The sequence below is a fragment of the Pseudomonas sp. LAMO17WK12:I1 genome (genome assembly GCF_900177315.1).
GTDB lineage: Bacteria > Pseudomonadota > Gammaproteobacteria > Pseudomonadales > Pseudomonadaceae > Aquipseudomonas > Aquipseudomonas marginalis.
This window is the reverse complement of the sequence record NZ_FWZV01000001.1, coordinates 122,679-137,592: the sequence shown is the minus strand read 5'-3', so window position 1 is coordinate 137,592 and position 14,914 is coordinate 122,679. Positions and strand designations below refer to the sequence as shown.

Sequence of the window (14,914 nt, the reverse complement as noted above, 5' to 3'; positions counted from 1 at the left end):
ATGACGCCTAGGGGGCGGTGTGGCTCGGCGGGTTGCGCATGTTTTCGGCAATCCGCTGGGTGGTGTCCATGACCATTTCGATCACGGTTTCCTGGCGCAGCAGCTTGAAGTTCTGGGTGGTGCCGACGGCCGACAGGCTGCCGACCACCTCGTCGAGGTCCGCCTGGATGATCGGCGCAGCGATACCGGTCAGGCCCAGGTTGAGTTCGTCGTGGGTCAGGCAGTAGCCGTCCTTGCGGATTTTTTTCGCGGCCCTGGAGAAGCCCGCCCAGTCATACGGGCTGTCCGGGTCGTTGGCCATGTGCTCGTCGAACAGGCGTTGCAGGCGGCGTCCTTTCTGGAAGGCGATCAAGACCTTCGATTGTGCCCCGCGGAAAAACGGCAGCGGTTGCCCGCGCCCGAACGCGAAGTGATAGGTGTCGGTGGGTTCGGCGATGTAGGTGTTGATGATGCGCCCGTCGTAAAACACGCTGGCGAACACCGCCAGGCCCGTTTGCGCCGACAGCTCGTGCATCAGCTCGCGCCCGGCGAGAAGGATCGGGTCGTACTGGCGCATCATCCAGTCCAGCTCGATGACCCGCGGGCCCAGGCCGTAGCTGCCGGCGTCCACGCGGGTCAGCAGGCCGGCGTCACACAAATCCTTGACGTAGCGGTACACGGTCGCCCGTGACAGGCCCATGCGCTCGGCAATGGTGTCGGGGTCGATCTTTAGCATTTGCGGACCGAACAGGTCGAGGATGCTCAGCAATTTGCTCAGGCTGCTCATTGTGTTCCTAAAAGAAAGGGAAGGGCGCTTGTGGCGTCCCCACGGGGAGCCGGTTGCCCAAGCGCTGGCGCAACACTACCGCAGTGAGAGAAAAACGCAATCGCGGGTTAGATTTTAAGGGTGTTTAAGTCGCATAAATCTCACTTAATGAGAAAAACAAACATAAAATGCTTGTTGGTTGCGGATTTGTATGTGATAAATCTCATCACTGCAAATGCTCAAGCAAGAGGGCTGAAAATGAATGGTGCGCAACTGATAGTGAATGCGGCAGCGGCAAGCGGTATCGAGTACTGCTTCGCCAACCCCGGGACCACCGAGATTCCCCTGGTGGCCGCCATGGCCAGCGCACCTGCTCTCAAGCCGGTGTTGTCGCTGTTCGAAGGGGTCTGCACGGGGGCTGCGGACGGCTATGGCCGGATCGCCGGCAAGCCGGCCATGACCCTGACCCACCTGGGGCCGGGCTTTGCCAATGGCATCGCCAACCTGCACAACGCGCGTCGGGCCAATACGCCGATCGTCAACGTCATCGGCGATCACGCCTCCTGGCATGTCAACTACGATCCGCCCTTGGCCAGCGACATCCAGGCCCTGGCCGGTGCCGTTTCCGGTTGGGTGCGCACCTCGCGCACCGCTGCCGGTATCGGTGAGGATCTGCAGGAAGCCGTGCGTGCGGCCTGGCAGGCCAAAGGCCAGATCGCCAGCCTGATCCTGCCCATGGACCTGCAGGCCCACGCAGTGACCCATAACGGTGTATTCGCCCCTCTGCGCGCACCGGTTCGTCGGTTTGCCGGTGACCGGGTCGAAACCGTGGCGCAGGCATTGCGTGACGGCCAGCGGCTGGTGTTTATCGTCGGCGATGAGGGCTTGTCGGTCGCGGGCCTGGAAGCGGCGGGACGCCTGGCGCAACTGCCCGGCGTGCGCCTGTTTGCCGAGACCTTTCCGCGCCTGAGCTACCGTGGCGGTGGCTTGCCCGACCTGGATCGCCTGCCGTATTTCCCGGAAGTGGCGATTGAAATCCTTGAGCAGTACGACCTGGTCATCTGTGCAGGCGTGCCGGAGCCCATCAGTTACTTTGGCTACGAAGGCATCCCGTCGCGCCTCGCCGAGCGTGAGCGCCTGCTGAGCCTGGCCGAGGTCGGTGACGATGTCGCCGGCGCGTTGACGGCGCTGGCCGATGCCCTGGCTGCACCGGCCTACGTGCCGACGCCGGAGGGCATCGAACTGCCGCCCGGCCATGCCGAACTGACACCGCAGTCGATCGGCCAAGTGCTCGCTGCGTCACTGCCCCACGACAGCATTGTCTCGGTCGAGGGCGGCACCTGCGGCTACCCGTTCTTTACCGCCTCCGCCCGCGCCGCGCGGCATCGGGTATTGACCAATACCGGTGGCGCGATCGGCCAGGGGATTCCGGTGGGCTTCGGCGCCGCTTTGGCGGAACGCGGCAATAGCGTGTTCTGCCTGCAATCCGACGGCAGTGCCCAGTACACCATCCAGACCCTGTGGAGCATCGCACGCGAGCAGTTGCCGGTGGTGATCCTGATTGCCGCCAACCATCGCTACGCGATTTTGCAGAACGAGCTGCGCCGTTTCGGCATGACCGAAATGGACCCCCAGGCCCTGCGCCTGACCGTGCTCGACAACCCGCGTATCGACTGGAAGGCCCTGGCCAAAGGCTACGGAGTACCGGCCTGCACGGTCCAGACCAATGCCGAACTGCAACGGGCCCTGGCCAATGCCAAGGCCGACCGTGGCCCTTGCCTGATCGAAATGGCGCTGTGAAGGAGTCGACTATGCATCCGCTCGAATTATTACCTGCCGTCCAGGCATTCCTGGCGCAGCCCGGTCGCCTGTTTATCGGCGGCACCTGGCAGGACGCCGTCGGCGGTCGTCGCTTTGCCGTGGAAAACCCGGCCACCGAACAGACCCTGGCCGAAGTCGCCCAAGGCGATGAACGCGATGTGAATGCGGCCGTTGCGGCCGCCCGCGCAGCCTTCACCGGCACGTGGGCCTTGCAGTCACCGGTGCAGCGCGGCCTGTTGCTGTTTCGCCTGGCCGATCTGTTGGATCAGCACCGCGAGGAACTGGCGCAACTGATCACCCTGGAGAACGGCAAACCTATCGCCAACGCGCGCGGTGAGGCGGCCAGCGCGGCAAACATCATTCGCTACTTCGCCGGCTGGCCCACCAAGATCGAAGGCAGCACGCTGCCCGTATCCCCGGCCAGCGGCGCGCCGATGCTCAACTACACGTTGCGCGAACCGGTGGGGGTCTGCGCGCTGATCGTGCCGTGGAACTTCCCGTTGACCATGTGCGTGTGGAAGCTCGGCCCGGCGTTGGCCACCGGTTGCGTGGCGGTGCTCAAGCCCGCCGAGCAGACCCCGCTGGTCGCGATCCGCCTGGTGCAACTGATCGAGGCCGCAGGTTTCCCCGCCGGCGTCGTCAACCTGATCACCGGCCTGGGTGCCGACACGGGTGCACCGCTGGCACAGCACCCCGACGTGGACAAGATCGCCTTTACCGGCTCGACCCAGGTCGGGCGGCTGATCGCCCAGGCGGCTACCCGCAACATGAAAAAGGTCTCACTGGAACTGGGCGGCAAGTCGCCGAACATCATCCTGCCCGACGCCGACATTGTGCGCGCCGCCAAGGGGGCCGCCGATGGGATTTTCTACAACCAGGGCCAGGTGTGCACGGCTGGCTCGCGCCTGTATGTGCACGCCAGTGTGCTCGACCAGGTGCTCGAAGAATTGCAGCGCCATGCCGCCGCCTATGTGCTGGGCAATGGCCTGGACCCGGCCAACAGCATGGGGCCGTTGGTGTCTGCGCGGCAGTTGAACACGGTCAAGGGGTACCTGCAGCGGGGCCGGGAGGAGGGTGCCGAACTGATCTGTGGCGGCGAGCGCCCCGCGCACCTGGAGCGTGGGCACTTCATTCAACCGAGCGTGTTCCTCGACCGTGCCGAGCGCGCCTGCGTGGCCCGCGAAGAAATCTTCGGCCCGGTACTGACCGTCATGAGCTGGACCGACATCGACGACCTGGTGCTGCGCGCCAACGATTCGCCGTATGGCCTCGCCGCCGGCCTGTGGACCCGCGACCTGCGTTCGGCGCACCGCGTGGCGGCACAGCTCAAGGCCGGTTCGGTATGGATCAACTGTTGGAACGTGGTGGATCCCTCTTCACCGTTCGGTGGCTACAAACAATCCGGCTGGGGCCGGGAAATGGGCAAGAACGTGATCGATGCCTACACCGAGACCAAAAGCGTGTTTGTCGATCTGGCCTGAACTGAATAATCACACGAGGTAATTGCTATGGATCTGGAATTGAAAGGCCGCGTGGCCATTGTCACCGGTGGCGGTATGGGCATCGGCAAGGAAGTCGCACGTTTTCTCTCCGAGGAAGGCTGCAAGGTGGTGATCTGCGCGCGGCGCATGGCGTTCCTGCAGCTGGCGGCCGAAGAGATCAGTGCACAGACCGGCAATGAAGTGCTGCCGCTGTTCTGCGACACCAATGACATGAAGGCCGTGTCGGAGATGGTCGAGGCGGCTCACAAGCATTTCGGCCGCATCGACATCCTGGTCAACGGGGCCGCGGCGCCATCGGGTGTGGTGCGCAATGACATCGAACACGCCGGCGACGATGAACTGCTGTCGGACCTCAACACCAAGGTGATCGGCTATTTCCGCTGCGCCAAGGCTGTGACCCCGCACATGAAGGCGGCCGGCTTCGGACGCATCATCAACATCGGCGGCCTCACCGGGCGCAGCAGCAAGGTGCTTTCGGGCATGCGCAACCTGGCGATCGCGCACATGACCAAGACCCTGTCCGACCAGCTCGGCCCGTCGGGGATCACGGTCAACCTGATCCACCCGGGCGTGGTGGATACCCCGCATATCCAGGAGCTGTACGACCGCGAAGCCGTCAAGCAAGGCAAGACCGCGCAGCAGGTCGAGCAGGCCTACATCGACGCGACACCGATTCGCCGCACCCTCGCACCGATTGAAATGGGCTGGCTGATCGGCTTCCTGGCATCGCCAAAAGCTGGCGCAGTGACGGGCGAATCCATCGGCATCGACGGTGGCTTGACCCGTGGCATCTATATCTGAGGAGCATTTGTGATGAGTAACGGAACCCTTTTGGTCGCCACCGTCGGGCAAGCGGTGATCCGCAGTGCCGACGATGGCCGTACCTGGCATCGCCTGGGCCTGGGGCAGGACCTGGAGTTCGATGCGATCACCCGATCCTTGAGCCTGCACCCCGACACGCCCGAGCGGATCTATGCCGGTACCGATGTGGGCTTGTGTGTGAGCCACGATACCGGTGGGCATTGGCGGCGCATCGATTCGCCTTTCAACGGGCAGACCGTGTGGAAAGTTGCGGTTGACCCGCAGGATGCACAACGCATTTTCGTCGGCACCGGCGCGCCTTCGCGTGCCGTGTTGTGGCGCACCCTGGACGGCGGCCTGAGCTGGGATCGCGCCCCGGTGGAAATCCCCGAGTTCTGCGACGGCGTCAGCCGCCCACGCCTGCTGGCCTTCGCCTATGACCCTACCGACCGCAACCAGCTGTGGTTCGGCCTGGAGGAGGGCGGGCTGTTCCATTCCCGCGACGGCGGCGACAGTTGGACCCGCGTCGACGACCGGCTGCTGTGGGACTACAACTCCGACGTCCACAACATCCTGGTGCTGCCCAACCACGGCGAGAAAGTCATTGTGGTGGTCTGCGTCAATGCGGTGTACCGCAGCCTGGACGAGGGGCTGACCTGGACCGGCATCATCGGTCGCGAAGCCTTCGGCCTGTACTACATCCGCGCCATGAACGCGCCGTTGGGCACGCAGAACGAGCTGTACCTGAGTATTTCCGATGGCACCCCCGGCACCACCAGCAAGATCCTGGTGTCCCGTGATGCCGCACTCACTTGGAACGTGCTGCCGCTGCCACAGCAGCCCAACTCCTGTGTCTGGGCGATTGCCTTCAACCCGGCCAACCCGCGACAGATCGTGGCGGGCACCAAGTACGGGCATTTGTTCACCTCCGACAATGGCGGTGACGGCTGGCAGAAGCATTGGCGGGAATTCAGCGAGATCGCTGATGTGCTCTGGACGCCTGCGGTTGCGCAGATCAAGTCCGGGCATCAATCCATCGTCAAAAAGCACTGAGGGATAACGCCATGAAGATCGAGATCCTGCGGACTCACTTATCGCTGTGGGTCAGTGACCCTGACGTGTCGGCACGCTGGTACGCCGACATCCTGGGCATGCACGAAAGTGCCCGGGGCGAGAGCTGGGTCATGATGGCATTTGGCGGCAAGCACCACGACATCGCCCTGATTCGCGCCGACCCCGGCGCCCATCAAGGCGGGTTGGGCCTGCAGCACTACGGCCTGGAAATCGCCGGGGACATGACCACCCTGCGCCAGCTCTACGGCATGTTGCTGGGCAAGGGCGTCGAGGTGGTGAAGATCACCGATCACGAGATCGGCCATGGCGTGTATTTCAACGACCCCGACGGCAATCGCATGGAGTTCTTCCTCGAGACCGAACACGACGATGCGCGCGGCAAGGCCCGGTTCAAGGCCGCCGGCGCGCCGAGCCGACATTTCAACCTGGATCCACTCGACCCACTTTGAGGCAACCCTGATGAAAACCGCGAATTTTGCTACGTATCACATCCGCAAATGGTACAGCTTTGTCGAAGAAACCCTGGCCAACGAAACCGGCCAGCTGGCCGATGGCGAGCCCCTGTTCAAGTACGCGATCGCCGCCGTGATCGCCAACCCCTATGCCGGTCGCTACAGCGAGTCGCTCGCCGAACTGGTCGACCCATCGCCGTTGCTGGGCGAAGAGTTTGGCCGGCGCATACAGGCACTGGCCGGTGCCCATGAGATTGTCAGCTATGGTAAGGCGATCCTGGTGGGCAGCGCGGGCGAATACGAGCACGGCAACGCGTTCCTGACCAACCCGGCCGCCGATCCGATTCGCGTCGCGCTGGGCGGTGGCAAGTCGTGGGTGCCTTCCACCGGCAAGCGCGGCGGCCCGGGTTCGACCATCGACGTACCCCTGGCGCACAAGGATGCGCTCTACGTACGTTCCCACTACGACAGCATGTCGCTGATGTTCGGCGACGGCCCCGCGCCGGACGAAGTCATCGTGATCTGGGCCTTCGCCACGCGCGGGCGCCTGCACGCACGGCTGGGTGGCCTGCGTGCCGAAGACATCCAGGGCGTTGACGGGCTGCACTGATGACACGCGTGCGGGCCTTGGCAACGCCGGTTTAAAACCACAACAAGAAAGCGGTGAACAGCGATGAAGCAGGAGAAGACCCAGGTTGTGATTGTCGGGGGCGGGCCCAATGGGATCACGGCCGCGCACTATATGGGGATGTACGGTATCGACTGCGTCGTCCTTGAGCTTGCCGACTGCATACTGCCTTACCCACGCGCGGTGGGCATGGATGATGAAGCGCTGCGCGTGTTGCAGGCGATCGGCATCGCCGAATTGGCAGTGCGTGACATGATCTGCGATGTGCCGCTGCGTTATTACAACGCGCGGGGCGTGTGTTTTGCCGAGGTCAAGCCAAGTGCCGCGCAGTACGGCTGGCCGATGCGCAACATTTTCATGCAGCAGTTGCTCGAAGGCACGCTGCGCGAAACCCTGGGGCAGCGCAGCACTGTGGTGTTGCGCCAGGGCCATGAAATGCTGGAGCTGGAACAGGATGGGGAGAGCGTGACCTTGCAGGTGCGCGATGCCCAGGGCGAGGTCTATCAGCTGCGCGCCGATTACGTGATCGGCGCCGATGGCGGGCGCTCCACCGTACGCAAAAAGCTCGGCGTCGAACTGCTGGGGCTGACCCATGCGCGCAAATGGGTGGTGGTCGATACCGCCAATGACACCCTGGATGCGCCTTACACCGCCCTGCACGCCGACCCGCAGCGGCCCTTCGTGTGCATCTACCTGCCGTACCAGCAGCGGCGCTGGGAATTCATGCTGATGGAGGGCGAGGACGAGGCGAAGATGTGTGACGAGAACACCATTCGCGACCTGATCCGTGGGCATATCGGCGACGCCGTGGACGCGCTGAATATCATCCGTATCCGCGCCTACACCCACCATTCGCGTGTGGCGGCGCGGTTTGTCCAGGGGCGTGTGGCACTGGTCGGCGATGCCGCGCATATATCGCCACCCTGGGCCGGGCAGGGCCTTAATTCCGGGTTGCGCGACGTGGCCAACGTGGCCTGGAAACTGGCCGCGATCATCCAGGGGCGTGCGGCCCATGGGATCCTCGCCAGCTACGACCAGGAACGTCGCGGGCACGCCACCGAACTGGTGGCCCTGGCCGACAATATGGGCACGGTACTGGGGCTGACCAACCCGTTGATGGCCGGCGTGCGCGACTGGTTGTTCCAGGCGGTGAACAGCGTCGATAACCTGCGTTCGCACCTGCTGGAGTTCAAGTTCAAACCCAAGGCCACCCTCACCAAAGGGCTGGTCTATCACGAACGTGCCGAACTGCGTGAAGACGACCTGGTGGGCCAGCTGTTTGTGCAGCCGTTTATCGAAGACGCCCAGGGCCAGCGTCGGCGCCTGGATGACGTGCTGGGCAATTCCTATGCGGTGCTGGGTTACCGGGTCAATCCCCGTGAGCCACTGAGCGAAGACATGGCAAGGTTCTGGGCGCGCTGGGACACGCGCTTTATCCAGGTCAATCGCTCGCGCAGCGGCCTGGGCCGCCACCAGCCCTTGACGGCCACGGACGCCATCAGCGTGGAGGATGTGGATAACCGCCTCGGCGAATGGTTCTCCAGGGTGCGTGACTGCGTCGTCGTGGTGCGTCCTGACCGGTTTGTCGCCGCCATTACCACGCCTGAGCGACTTGACGCGGTATTACGCAAGTTAGCGGGGCAGCTGTCATGAGCATCGATACGGGCGTATTGAATCAGTTAGACCAGGCCACGCGTGCGGTGCAAGCGATTGCGCCACTGGCCCCCGAGGCGTTGGACCTGCGCGGCGGCTACGCCCTGCAACGCCAGGCGCTGGATGCGCGCCTGGCGGCGGGCGAACAGTTCAGCGGTTGGAAGATCGCCTTCGCCGGCAGCGCCGCGCAACGGCGCTTCGGCATTGACGAACCGGTGTATGGCGGCCTGACCGACGCGATGTGCGTGCAGCCGAACACGGCGGTGGCGCTGTCGCGCTTGATCCAGCCCAAGCTGGAGATCGAAGTGGCGATTGTGCTGGGGCGCAGCCTCGCGCCCGGTGACTACAGCGATGAACAGATCCTGGACGCGATTGCCGAAGTGGCGCCGGCGTTCGAGATTGCCGACTGCCGTTGGCAGGGCTGGGCGTTCGGGGTCGGAGCCTTTCTTGCCGACAATGCGGCGGCGGGGCTGTATTGCCTGGGGCCACGAAGCGCGTTCGATGCCGTCGCGCACACCCACGTCGCCTATCGCCTGGAATGTGCCGGCGCGCTGTGCGGCGAAGGCGATACCGAGGGCCGGGAGGACTCGCCGCTGACCAACCTGTGCTGGCTGGTTCGCCGTCTGCTGGCCGACGGTCAGCCGGTGGAGGCCGGGCAGGTGGTGCTGTCCGGTGCGTTGTTGGCGCCCATGGATATCCAGCCCGCCACCTACCGCCTGCAGATGTTTGGCACGGAACTGGCTTTGCTTTTCACCGCGGACACCACCCCCGTGTAAGCGACAGCTGCCGTCATGGATGACTTGAGTCCCCTTCAGGCCGATGACAACAACGGGGCCCCCGAGGAACGACCACCATGCTTGCCGAAGTTCGAACCTTCAATGACCCTCAACTGCACGCCGGTTCCATCCAGGGCTGGCAGCAGGTGTATGACCAACTGGGGCGCGGCTGCCTGACCAGTGAGCTGCGCCAGCTGTCGGCCGAGCGCTTTCAGATCTTCCAGGAAGTATTGGACAAACGCGTGGTGCAGCGCGGCCATGCGCCCAAGGGACGGCTGTGCGCGGCCATGTCATTGGGCGGCGAGCCCGTCGTGCAGGGCCAGCAGGTGGGCACCCACAGTGTGGTGCTGTTGCGCGCTTGCGAGGAGTTTGTGCTGCATGCGCCGGAAGGCACGCACTTCTTCGCTTTCAACGTCGACACGGTGCGTTTCGCCAAACTCGCCGCCTTCGAGTTGTCCAGCGACCAGCTCAAGCGCTTGAGCACCCGCTCCCAGCTGTGCGTGGATGACGCGTTACTGCTGCGGATACGCCAGCGCATCTACCCGCTGTTTCGTCACCTTTTGCAACAACCCGAGGCCATCAGTGCAACCGCCGAGAACATGCTCGAAGACGAGTTGCTCAATGCGTTTCTCGACCTGTTCAGCAATGCCACCGATGAGGTGCGCTGCCGTCGCGGCAACTTCGCCGTGAGTGCGTACCTGGTCAAGCGTTGCCAGGAGTTGATCGATGCCAGCGGCGATACCCCGCTGAGCATCCTCGACCTGTGCGAACACCTGCGGGTCAGCCGGCGCACCCTGCAGAACAGTTTCCAGGCGGTGACCGGCATGCGTCCGCTGGAGTACCTGCGCAACCTGCGCCTGAATGCGGTGCGTCGACGCCTGATCGCAACGCCGGCCTGCAGCCAGAACGTCGGTGATGTGGCGGTGGCGATGGGCTTTTTCCACCTGAGCCACTTTGCCGCCCATTACCGCGAGTTGTTTGGCGAGTCGCCTTCGCACACCCGGCGGGCGATCGGCTGAATAGACGAAGGGTCAGGCCGCCGTGTCATCCAGTCCCGGGTCCACGCGTTTGCCGATGTCCTTGAGCCGGGCCAATTGGTCGACCACGCTGGGGGCTTCATCCAGGCAACTGACGAACGTCCACAGGTACGTCATCACCGCATAGATATGGCCGGCCTTCACCGCGGGCGCCAGCGCCAACTGGCTGATGGCGACCACGAACAGCAGGGCCGCAAGGATGCCGATGGTGAGGAAGGCAACCGCCTCACGGTCCGACAGCCCGATACGCAGCCGCGACAGCACCTGATAGTGGCGGCGCAGCGTGGGGGCGCCGACCTTTTCCACCAGGCTGATTTCCTTTTCCAGGCGGTTGTTCAGCCGCTCATGCAAGCGCTGGTTGCGCCGTGCAAAGCCAGGCACCACCACCAGGCACAGCCCCAGCGCCACCAGGCACGCCAGGCCGACCCAGGGTTCGATTACCAGCAACATGGCCGCCGCGCCGATGATCGAGACCAGCGCCGTCGCAATGGTGGGCACGTGTTTTTCGAAGAAATCGACGAACTCCCGTGCCAGCACCACCCGCGCGGCGGACGTTGAGGTGCTGTGGCGTTGCAGGCGCTGGTTAAGAATCACCGGCACGGCAAGGTCGGCGTAGATACGCGTAAAGGTGCGGGTGTCCAGGGCCCGTCGGGCGGCGCCCACCACCCAGAACCCGAGGACCACGGCGGCGTAGAGCAGGGCATTGCCGGTGTCGCCACGGATAATCGCGTCGACGGCAAACCCCGCAAACAACGGGTAGGCCAGCAGCAGCGCGTTTTCCAGCGCCACCAGCGACAGGGTGCCGGACAACTTGCCGGGGTAGGCCTTGGCGATCGCCTTGAGTGTCTGGCTGGCGGATTGTTGACCGATTTTGCGGCTCTGCTCGATCAGTAGTGGAGGTGTGACGGAGGGCATGGGCCACCTGGTTTACGCAAAGTAGGGGGGCGGGAACTCAGGGTCCCGGTATAAAGACCGCGGGTGAAGTCGAGCAGATAGCGCGTTTCCTCGGTCATCAGTAACAAGTCGATCTGCACTTCTTCGATCACGATTTCCAGGGTGATCAGCAGGCAAATCGCCGGCGCGGTAAATAACCAGTGGTAATAGGACTGGCTGAACAGCGATGCGACAACCCCCAGGACCCACAGTGACAACACCAGGCGTGGCGCCTGTTTCTGCAGGGGAATCCAGAAGCGCTGCAACCGCTTGAGCTTGGCGCTATAGAGCCGTACCGAGTCTTCAAGCAGTGCCACGTCAATCACGTTTCGATCACGATAGTTGAAAGGCATACAGGCAATTCCTGGCTGACTACACGAGGCGGGTGTGTGGCCTCTGGTCAAGGCGCGCGCAGGCAGCGCGCGAATCAACCAGGCCAGGTTGATTTCGTTGACTTGCACCCATTCGCCGTTCTGTGGAATCCCTTCGCAGCTCTTGAAAGCAATGCAGCGTCCTTGTGCATCGAGCAAGGCAAAGTGGCGGTACCGATTGACCCTGAAAATACAGAGGCGCATGCCTTCACCTGGGGGCGGTTGGGGTTAGATGGCGACCAACTGGTCGGGCCAGCTCAGCTCGAACAAGGTGCCGCCGTTGTCGAGGTTCCGGCAGGTCGCGCGACCTCCATGGGACAGGGCAATCGCGCGTACGACGGCGAGCCCCAGGCCGCTGCCGCCCTGGGCGCGGGAGCGCGAGCTTTCGCCGCGCTGGAACGGCTCAAAGATGTGCGTTGCAAACGCTTCTGCGATCCCCGGGCCTTCGTCCGCGACACTCAAGGTATTCAGGCCATCCTGGTTGCCCAGGCGCACCGTGACGTTGCCGGGGGTTGCATGGCGTTTCAGGTTGTCGAGCATGGCCAGCAAGGCTTGGCGAATCCGCGCCGGATCACACTGCACAGGCCGTTCGAGCAGGTCCAGGTGCAGCACGAACCCGCAGGCCAGCAGGCCCGGTTCGAACAGGCAGGCGTCGGCCTTGATCTCCTCGGCCAGGTTGGCACTCTGGATCTGCACTTCGAGGTAGCCGTTGTCCGCCAGGCCTACGACCCGCAGGTCCTCGATCAGGCGCGTCAGGCCTTCCACCTGGCTCAGCAGACTGTAGAACTGCGCCTGGTCCGGGGTGAACACGCCTTCCGCCAACCCTTGCAGGCGGCCGCGCAGGATGGTCAGCGGGGTGCGCAGTTCATGTGCAATCGCGGCGTTCCAGAACGACTGCTCTTGCGCCATGCGTTTCAAGCGTTGGGCCATGCTGTTGAAGTCATCCACCAGCAAGGTGGCCTCTGCCAGTGAGCGGTCGGACGCCGTCGCCCGGGCATCGAGGTCACCATCGGCGAGCCGGCGAAGGCTGGCCGCGACCGAGTTCAAGGGCATCAGAATGCGCCGGGACAGTTTGATCGCCACCACGGCGCCCACCGCGAGGCTGATGCAGGTGATCAGCGCCATCCAGGCCCACTCCATGCCGGTGGGCAGCCATTCGTCCACGTCCAGATCCGACGGCGGCCAGAACGTCCAGAGCAACGCGTAAAACACGTAGGAGCCGACCACGGCCAGGGCGATCACGCAGAGCACCACGGCGGACATCGACACGATGATCTGCCGGCTCAAACTGTTGGCGGTCTTCATGGCTGGCTCCCGAACCGGTAGCCGACCCCACGGATGCTGGCTGGTACGCCCTGGAGGCCGAGGTCTTCGATTTTGCGCCGCAACTTGCTGATATGGCTGTCGACGGTGCGCTCCAGGCTGTCGCTCTCGGGGGAACACAGGGCCAGCAACTCGGCGCGACTGAATACGCGCTTGGGGGCCTTGGCCAGTTGCGCCAACAATCTGAACTCGGTCACCGTCAGGTTGAGCCTGCGCGTGTGTGCACCGACCTGCACGCTGACTTCATGGCTGTCGATGTCGATTTCAAAGGCATTCACCCGCAGCACGCGCTGGCGGGCGCCGTAGCCATGATCGAGGGAGCGACGCAGCACCGCCTGGGTCCTGGCGACGACCTCGGCGGGGTTGAACGGCTTGACGATGTAGTCGTCGGCACCGATGCGCAGGCCCATGAGTTTGTCCATGTCCTGGTCCTGGGCGGTCAGCATGATCACCGGTGTGGTGCCCCGGTGGCGGATCTCGGCCAGGACCATCCAGCCATCCAGCTGCGGCATCAGCACGTCCAGCAGTACCAGGTCGGGCTTGAGCGATTGATGCAGTTCAAGGGCACGGCGCCCATCCAGGGCATGGGCGGTCTGGAAGCCGCTGCGCTTGAGATAGGCCGCGAGGATATCGGCGATTTCCGGCTCGTCTTCGGCGATCAGTACCAACGCCTGGCGTGGGGACGCGAGGTCCGTCGGTGTCGATACAGGGTGTGATTCAGTCATGGTCGGCTCGGTCGTGCTGTTCGGTCATCGCAGTATGGCGAATTACCATGGGGCGACGAAGACTACTGTGCACCACGAGCATGCGCTTTCATGGGAGGTTTTATGGAGAAACGATGGAGACGCGGGTTTATTCGCAAACGGCGTGATCAGGCGTAGCTGATCCTGTCGGTGTAGGCGTTTTGCGTCATGGTGCGCTGGTAGTCGCAGGGGGTGGTGCTGACCAGTTTCTTGAAGTCGCGCAGGAAGTGGGATTGGTCGGCAAACCCCAGGTCGAGGGCCAACTGCGAAAACGATACATCGTGCTGGGTATTGAGGGTGTCCAGGGCCGCCTGGCAGCGGATGATCCGGCAAAACGCCTTGGGTGACATGCCGGTGTCCTGGTTGAACTGGCGGTGCAGGGTCCGGCTGGTGTAGCCGCTGAGGTCTTCGAGTTGCTGGATGCGGATATCACCGCGATGGTGCAGCGCCTGCTGGATGATCATGGCGGTGAGTCGCGACGTCTTGCCCATCAGGCGCGGGGTCAGGTAGTCGTTGAACAGCCGCATCTGGTCGCCCAGCAACGGGGCCTGGACGATGCTTTCGAAGAGGCGTTGGGCGAACTCGGAGACTTCCAGCAGATCGAGCTCCCGCTCGGTCAATTCTTCGGCCAGTACATTGACGAAACCGGGGATCACACCCGGCGAAAAGCGCACGCCGAAATAGTGGTGGTGCTGGTGCAGTTCGACCGCCTGGGCCACCAGCGGGGTGCCGCAGATGCGCGCAGTCGGTCGCGTCGCATCACAGTCGAACAGGATATCCACGCAGCCATCCGGCACGGCCAGCAGGTTGGACGATTGCGCCACATCGAAGGCATAGAAATGCGAGATCGCCGGGTGCGCGGACGGCATCACTGAATAGCGTGAAGAGTTGAGCACGAACCAGGGTTGTTCGTTCGCGGTGTGGAGCCGGGGAGTCGGCACACTCGGTTTGATCATGGTTGTTCCTTGGGCAGGCAGCGCCAGGGGAAAATCAACGCATTAATCGCGCCAACTATCGTCATGCCCGACTGAACGGTATGTCCGAAATTTACAATA

At 63.5% G+C, this 14,914-nt stretch carries 15 protein-coding genes; 9 read left to right on the top strand and 6 right to left on the bottom strand.

All coding sequences use genetic code 11. From position 1 onward, the window contains the following. Window positions 1–7: 7 nt before the first annotated feature. On the bottom strand, window positions 8–766 hold the full coding sequence (locus B9N88_RS00690) for an IclR family transcriptional regulator (RefSeq protein WP_027606682.1): 759 nt from the start codon (window positions 764–766) through the stop codon (window positions 8–10). A 237-nt stretch (window positions 767–1,003) separates the two neighbouring features. Here B9N88_RS00690 and B9N88_RS00685 point away from each other — a divergent pair, with 237 nt between their 5' ends. The 9 genes from B9N88_RS00685 (at window position 1,004) to B9N88_RS00645 (ending at window position 10,471) form a co-directional block, all read left to right on the top strand. Further along, window positions 1,004–2,545 (top strand): acetolactate synthase large subunit, encoded by a 1,542-nt coding sequence (locus B9N88_RS00685; RefSeq protein ID WP_027606681.1) that lies wholly within the window; start codon window positions 1,004–1,006, stop codon window positions 2,543–2,545. An 11-nt stretch (window positions 2,546–2,556) separates the two neighbouring features. Continuing rightward, window positions 2,557–4,047: an aldehyde dehydrogenase family protein gene (locus tag B9N88_RS00680; RefSeq protein ID WP_027606680.1), complete on the top strand. Its 1,491-nt coding sequence runs from the start codon at window positions 2,557–2,559 to the stop codon at window positions 4,045–4,047. Between the two features lie 27 nt (window positions 4,048–4,074). Then, entirely contained in the window at window positions 4,075–4,869 is a 795-nt protein-coding gene (locus B9N88_RS00675; RefSeq protein WP_027606679.1) for an SDR family NAD(P)-dependent oxidoreductase, read from the top strand. 12 nt (window positions 4,870–4,881) lie between these two features. After that, complete coding sequence (locus B9N88_RS00670; protein WP_027606678.1) at window positions 4,882–5,922, top strand: WD40/YVTN/BNR-like repeat-containing protein; 1,041 nt, start codon at window positions 4,882–4,884, stop codon at window positions 5,920–5,922. An 11-nt stretch (window positions 5,923–5,933) separates the two neighbouring features. After that, on the top strand, window positions 5,934–6,392 hold the full coding sequence (locus B9N88_RS00665; RefSeq protein WP_012724261.1) for a VOC family protein: 459 nt from the start codon (window positions 5,934–5,936) through the stop codon (window positions 6,390–6,392). 10 nt (window positions 6,393–6,402) lie between these two features. After that, window positions 6,403–7,005: an amino acid synthesis family protein gene (locus B9N88_RS00660; protein WP_027606677.1), complete on the top strand. Its 603-nt coding sequence runs from the start codon at window positions 6,403–6,405 to the stop codon at window positions 7,003–7,005. 63 nt (window positions 7,006–7,068) lie between these two features. After that, on the top strand, window positions 7,069–8,676 hold the full coding sequence (locus B9N88_RS00655; protein ID WP_027606676.1) for a bifunctional 3-(3-hydroxy-phenyl)propionate/3-hydroxycinnamic acid hydroxylase: 1,608 nt from the start codon (window positions 7,069–7,071) through the stop codon (window positions 8,674–8,676). Beyond that, complete coding sequence (locus tag B9N88_RS00650; RefSeq protein ID WP_027606675.1) at window positions 8,673–9,452, top strand: 2-keto-4-pentenoate hydratase; 780 nt, start codon at window positions 8,673–8,675, stop codon at window positions 9,450–9,452. Before B9N88_RS00655 ends, B9N88_RS00650 begins: the two co-directional genes overlap by 4 nt. Window positions 9,453–9,529: 77 nt before the next feature. Beyond that, entirely contained in the window at window positions 9,530–10,471 is a 942-nt protein-coding gene (locus B9N88_RS00645) for a helix-turn-helix domain-containing protein (RefSeq protein ID WP_027606674.1), read from the top strand. A gap of 12 nt (window positions 10,472–10,483) precedes the next feature. On the opposite strand, the gene B9N88_RS00640 is transcribed toward B9N88_RS00645, so the two are convergent. The 5 genes from B9N88_RS00640 to B9N88_RS00615 all read right to left on the bottom strand — a co-directional run bounded on the left by B9N88_RS00640 (window position 10,484) and on the right by B9N88_RS00615 (window position 14,815). Beyond that, entirely contained in the window at window positions 10,484–11,404 is a 921-nt protein-coding gene (locus B9N88_RS00640) for an ABC transporter six-transmembrane domain-containing protein (RefSeq protein ID WP_027606673.1), read from the bottom strand. Beyond that, complete coding sequence (locus B9N88_RS00635; RefSeq protein ID WP_027606759.1) at window positions 11,377–11,775, bottom strand: hypothetical protein; 399 nt, start codon at window positions 11,773–11,775, stop codon at window positions 11,377–11,379. The genes B9N88_RS00640 and B9N88_RS00635 overlap by 28 nt, the downstream gene beginning before the upstream one ends. A gap of 246 nt (window positions 11,776–12,021) precedes the next feature. Beyond that, on the bottom strand, window positions 12,022–13,098 hold the full coding sequence (locus tag B9N88_RS00625; protein WP_027606672.1) for an ATP-binding protein: 1,077 nt from the start codon (window positions 13,096–13,098) through the stop codon (window positions 12,022–12,024). After that, window positions 13,095–13,841, bottom strand: a complete 747-nt coding sequence (locus tag B9N88_RS00620; RefSeq protein WP_027606671.1) for a response regulator — start codon at window positions 13,839–13,841, stop codon at window positions 13,095–13,097. The genes B9N88_RS00625 and B9N88_RS00620 overlap by 4 nt, the downstream gene beginning before the upstream one ends. Before the next feature lie 146 nt (window positions 13,842–13,987). After that, window positions 13,988–14,815, bottom strand: coding sequence for an AraC family transcriptional regulator (locus B9N88_RS00615; RefSeq protein WP_027606670.1), 828 nt, complete (start codon window positions 14,813–14,815; stop codon window positions 13,988–13,990). Between the last annotated feature and the right edge of the window lie 99 nt (window positions 14,816–14,914).

Excerpts from the sequence above, each read along its gene's own strand:
- B9N88_RS00690 (WP_027606682.1), bottom strand. The coding sequence starts at position 766 with ATGAGCAGCCTGAGCAAATTGCTGAGCATCCTCGACCTGTTCGGTCCG.
- B9N88_RS00685 (WP_027606681.1), top strand. The coding sequence starts at position 1,004 with ATGAATGGTGCGCAACTGATAGTGAATGCGGCAGCGGCAAGCGGTATC.
- B9N88_RS00680 (WP_027606680.1), top strand. The coding sequence starts at position 2,557 with ATGCATCCGCTCGAATTATTACCTGCCGTCCAGGCATTCCTGGCGCAG.
- B9N88_RS00675 (WP_027606679.1), top strand. The coding sequence starts at position 4,075 with ATGGATCTGGAATTGAAAGGCCGCGTGGCCATTGTCACCGGTGGCGGT.
- B9N88_RS00670 (WP_027606678.1), top strand. The coding sequence starts at position 4,882 with ATGAGTAACGGAACCCTTTTGGTCGCCACCGTCGGGCAAGCGGTGATC.
- B9N88_RS00665 (WP_012724261.1), top strand. The coding sequence starts at position 5,934 with ATGAAGATCGAGATCCTGCGGACTCACTTATCGCTGTGGGTCAGTGAC.
- B9N88_RS00660 (WP_027606677.1), top strand. The coding sequence starts at position 6,403 with ATGAAAACCGCGAATTTTGCTACGTATCACATCCGCAAATGGTACAGC.
- B9N88_RS00655 (WP_027606676.1), top strand. The coding sequence starts at position 7,069 with ATGAAGCAGGAGAAGACCCAGGTTGTGATTGTCGGGGGCGGGCCCAAT.
- B9N88_RS00650 (WP_027606675.1), top strand. The coding sequence starts at position 8,673 with ATGAGCATCGATACGGGCGTATTGAATCAGTTAGACCAGGCCACGCGT.
- B9N88_RS00645 (WP_027606674.1), top strand. The coding sequence starts at position 9,530 with ATGCTTGCCGAAGTTCGAACCTTCAATGACCCTCAACTGCACGCCGGT.
- B9N88_RS00640 (WP_027606673.1), bottom strand. The coding sequence starts at position 11,404 with ATGCCCTCCGTCACACCTCCACTACTGATCGAGCAGAGCCGCAAAATC.
- B9N88_RS00635 (WP_027606759.1), bottom strand. The coding sequence starts at position 11,775 with ATGCCTTTCAACTATCGTGATCGAAACGTGATTGACGTGGCACTGCTT.
- B9N88_RS00625 (WP_027606672.1), bottom strand. The coding sequence starts at position 13,098 with ATGAAGACCGCCAACAGTTTGAGCCGGCAGATCATCGTGTCGATGTCC.
- B9N88_RS00620 (WP_027606671.1), bottom strand. The coding sequence starts at position 13,841 with ATGACTGAATCACACCCTGTATCGACACCGACGGACCTCGCGTCCCCA.
- B9N88_RS00615 (WP_027606670.1), bottom strand. The coding sequence starts at position 14,815 with ATGATCAAACCGAGTGTGCCGACTCCCCGGCTCCACACCGCGAACGAA.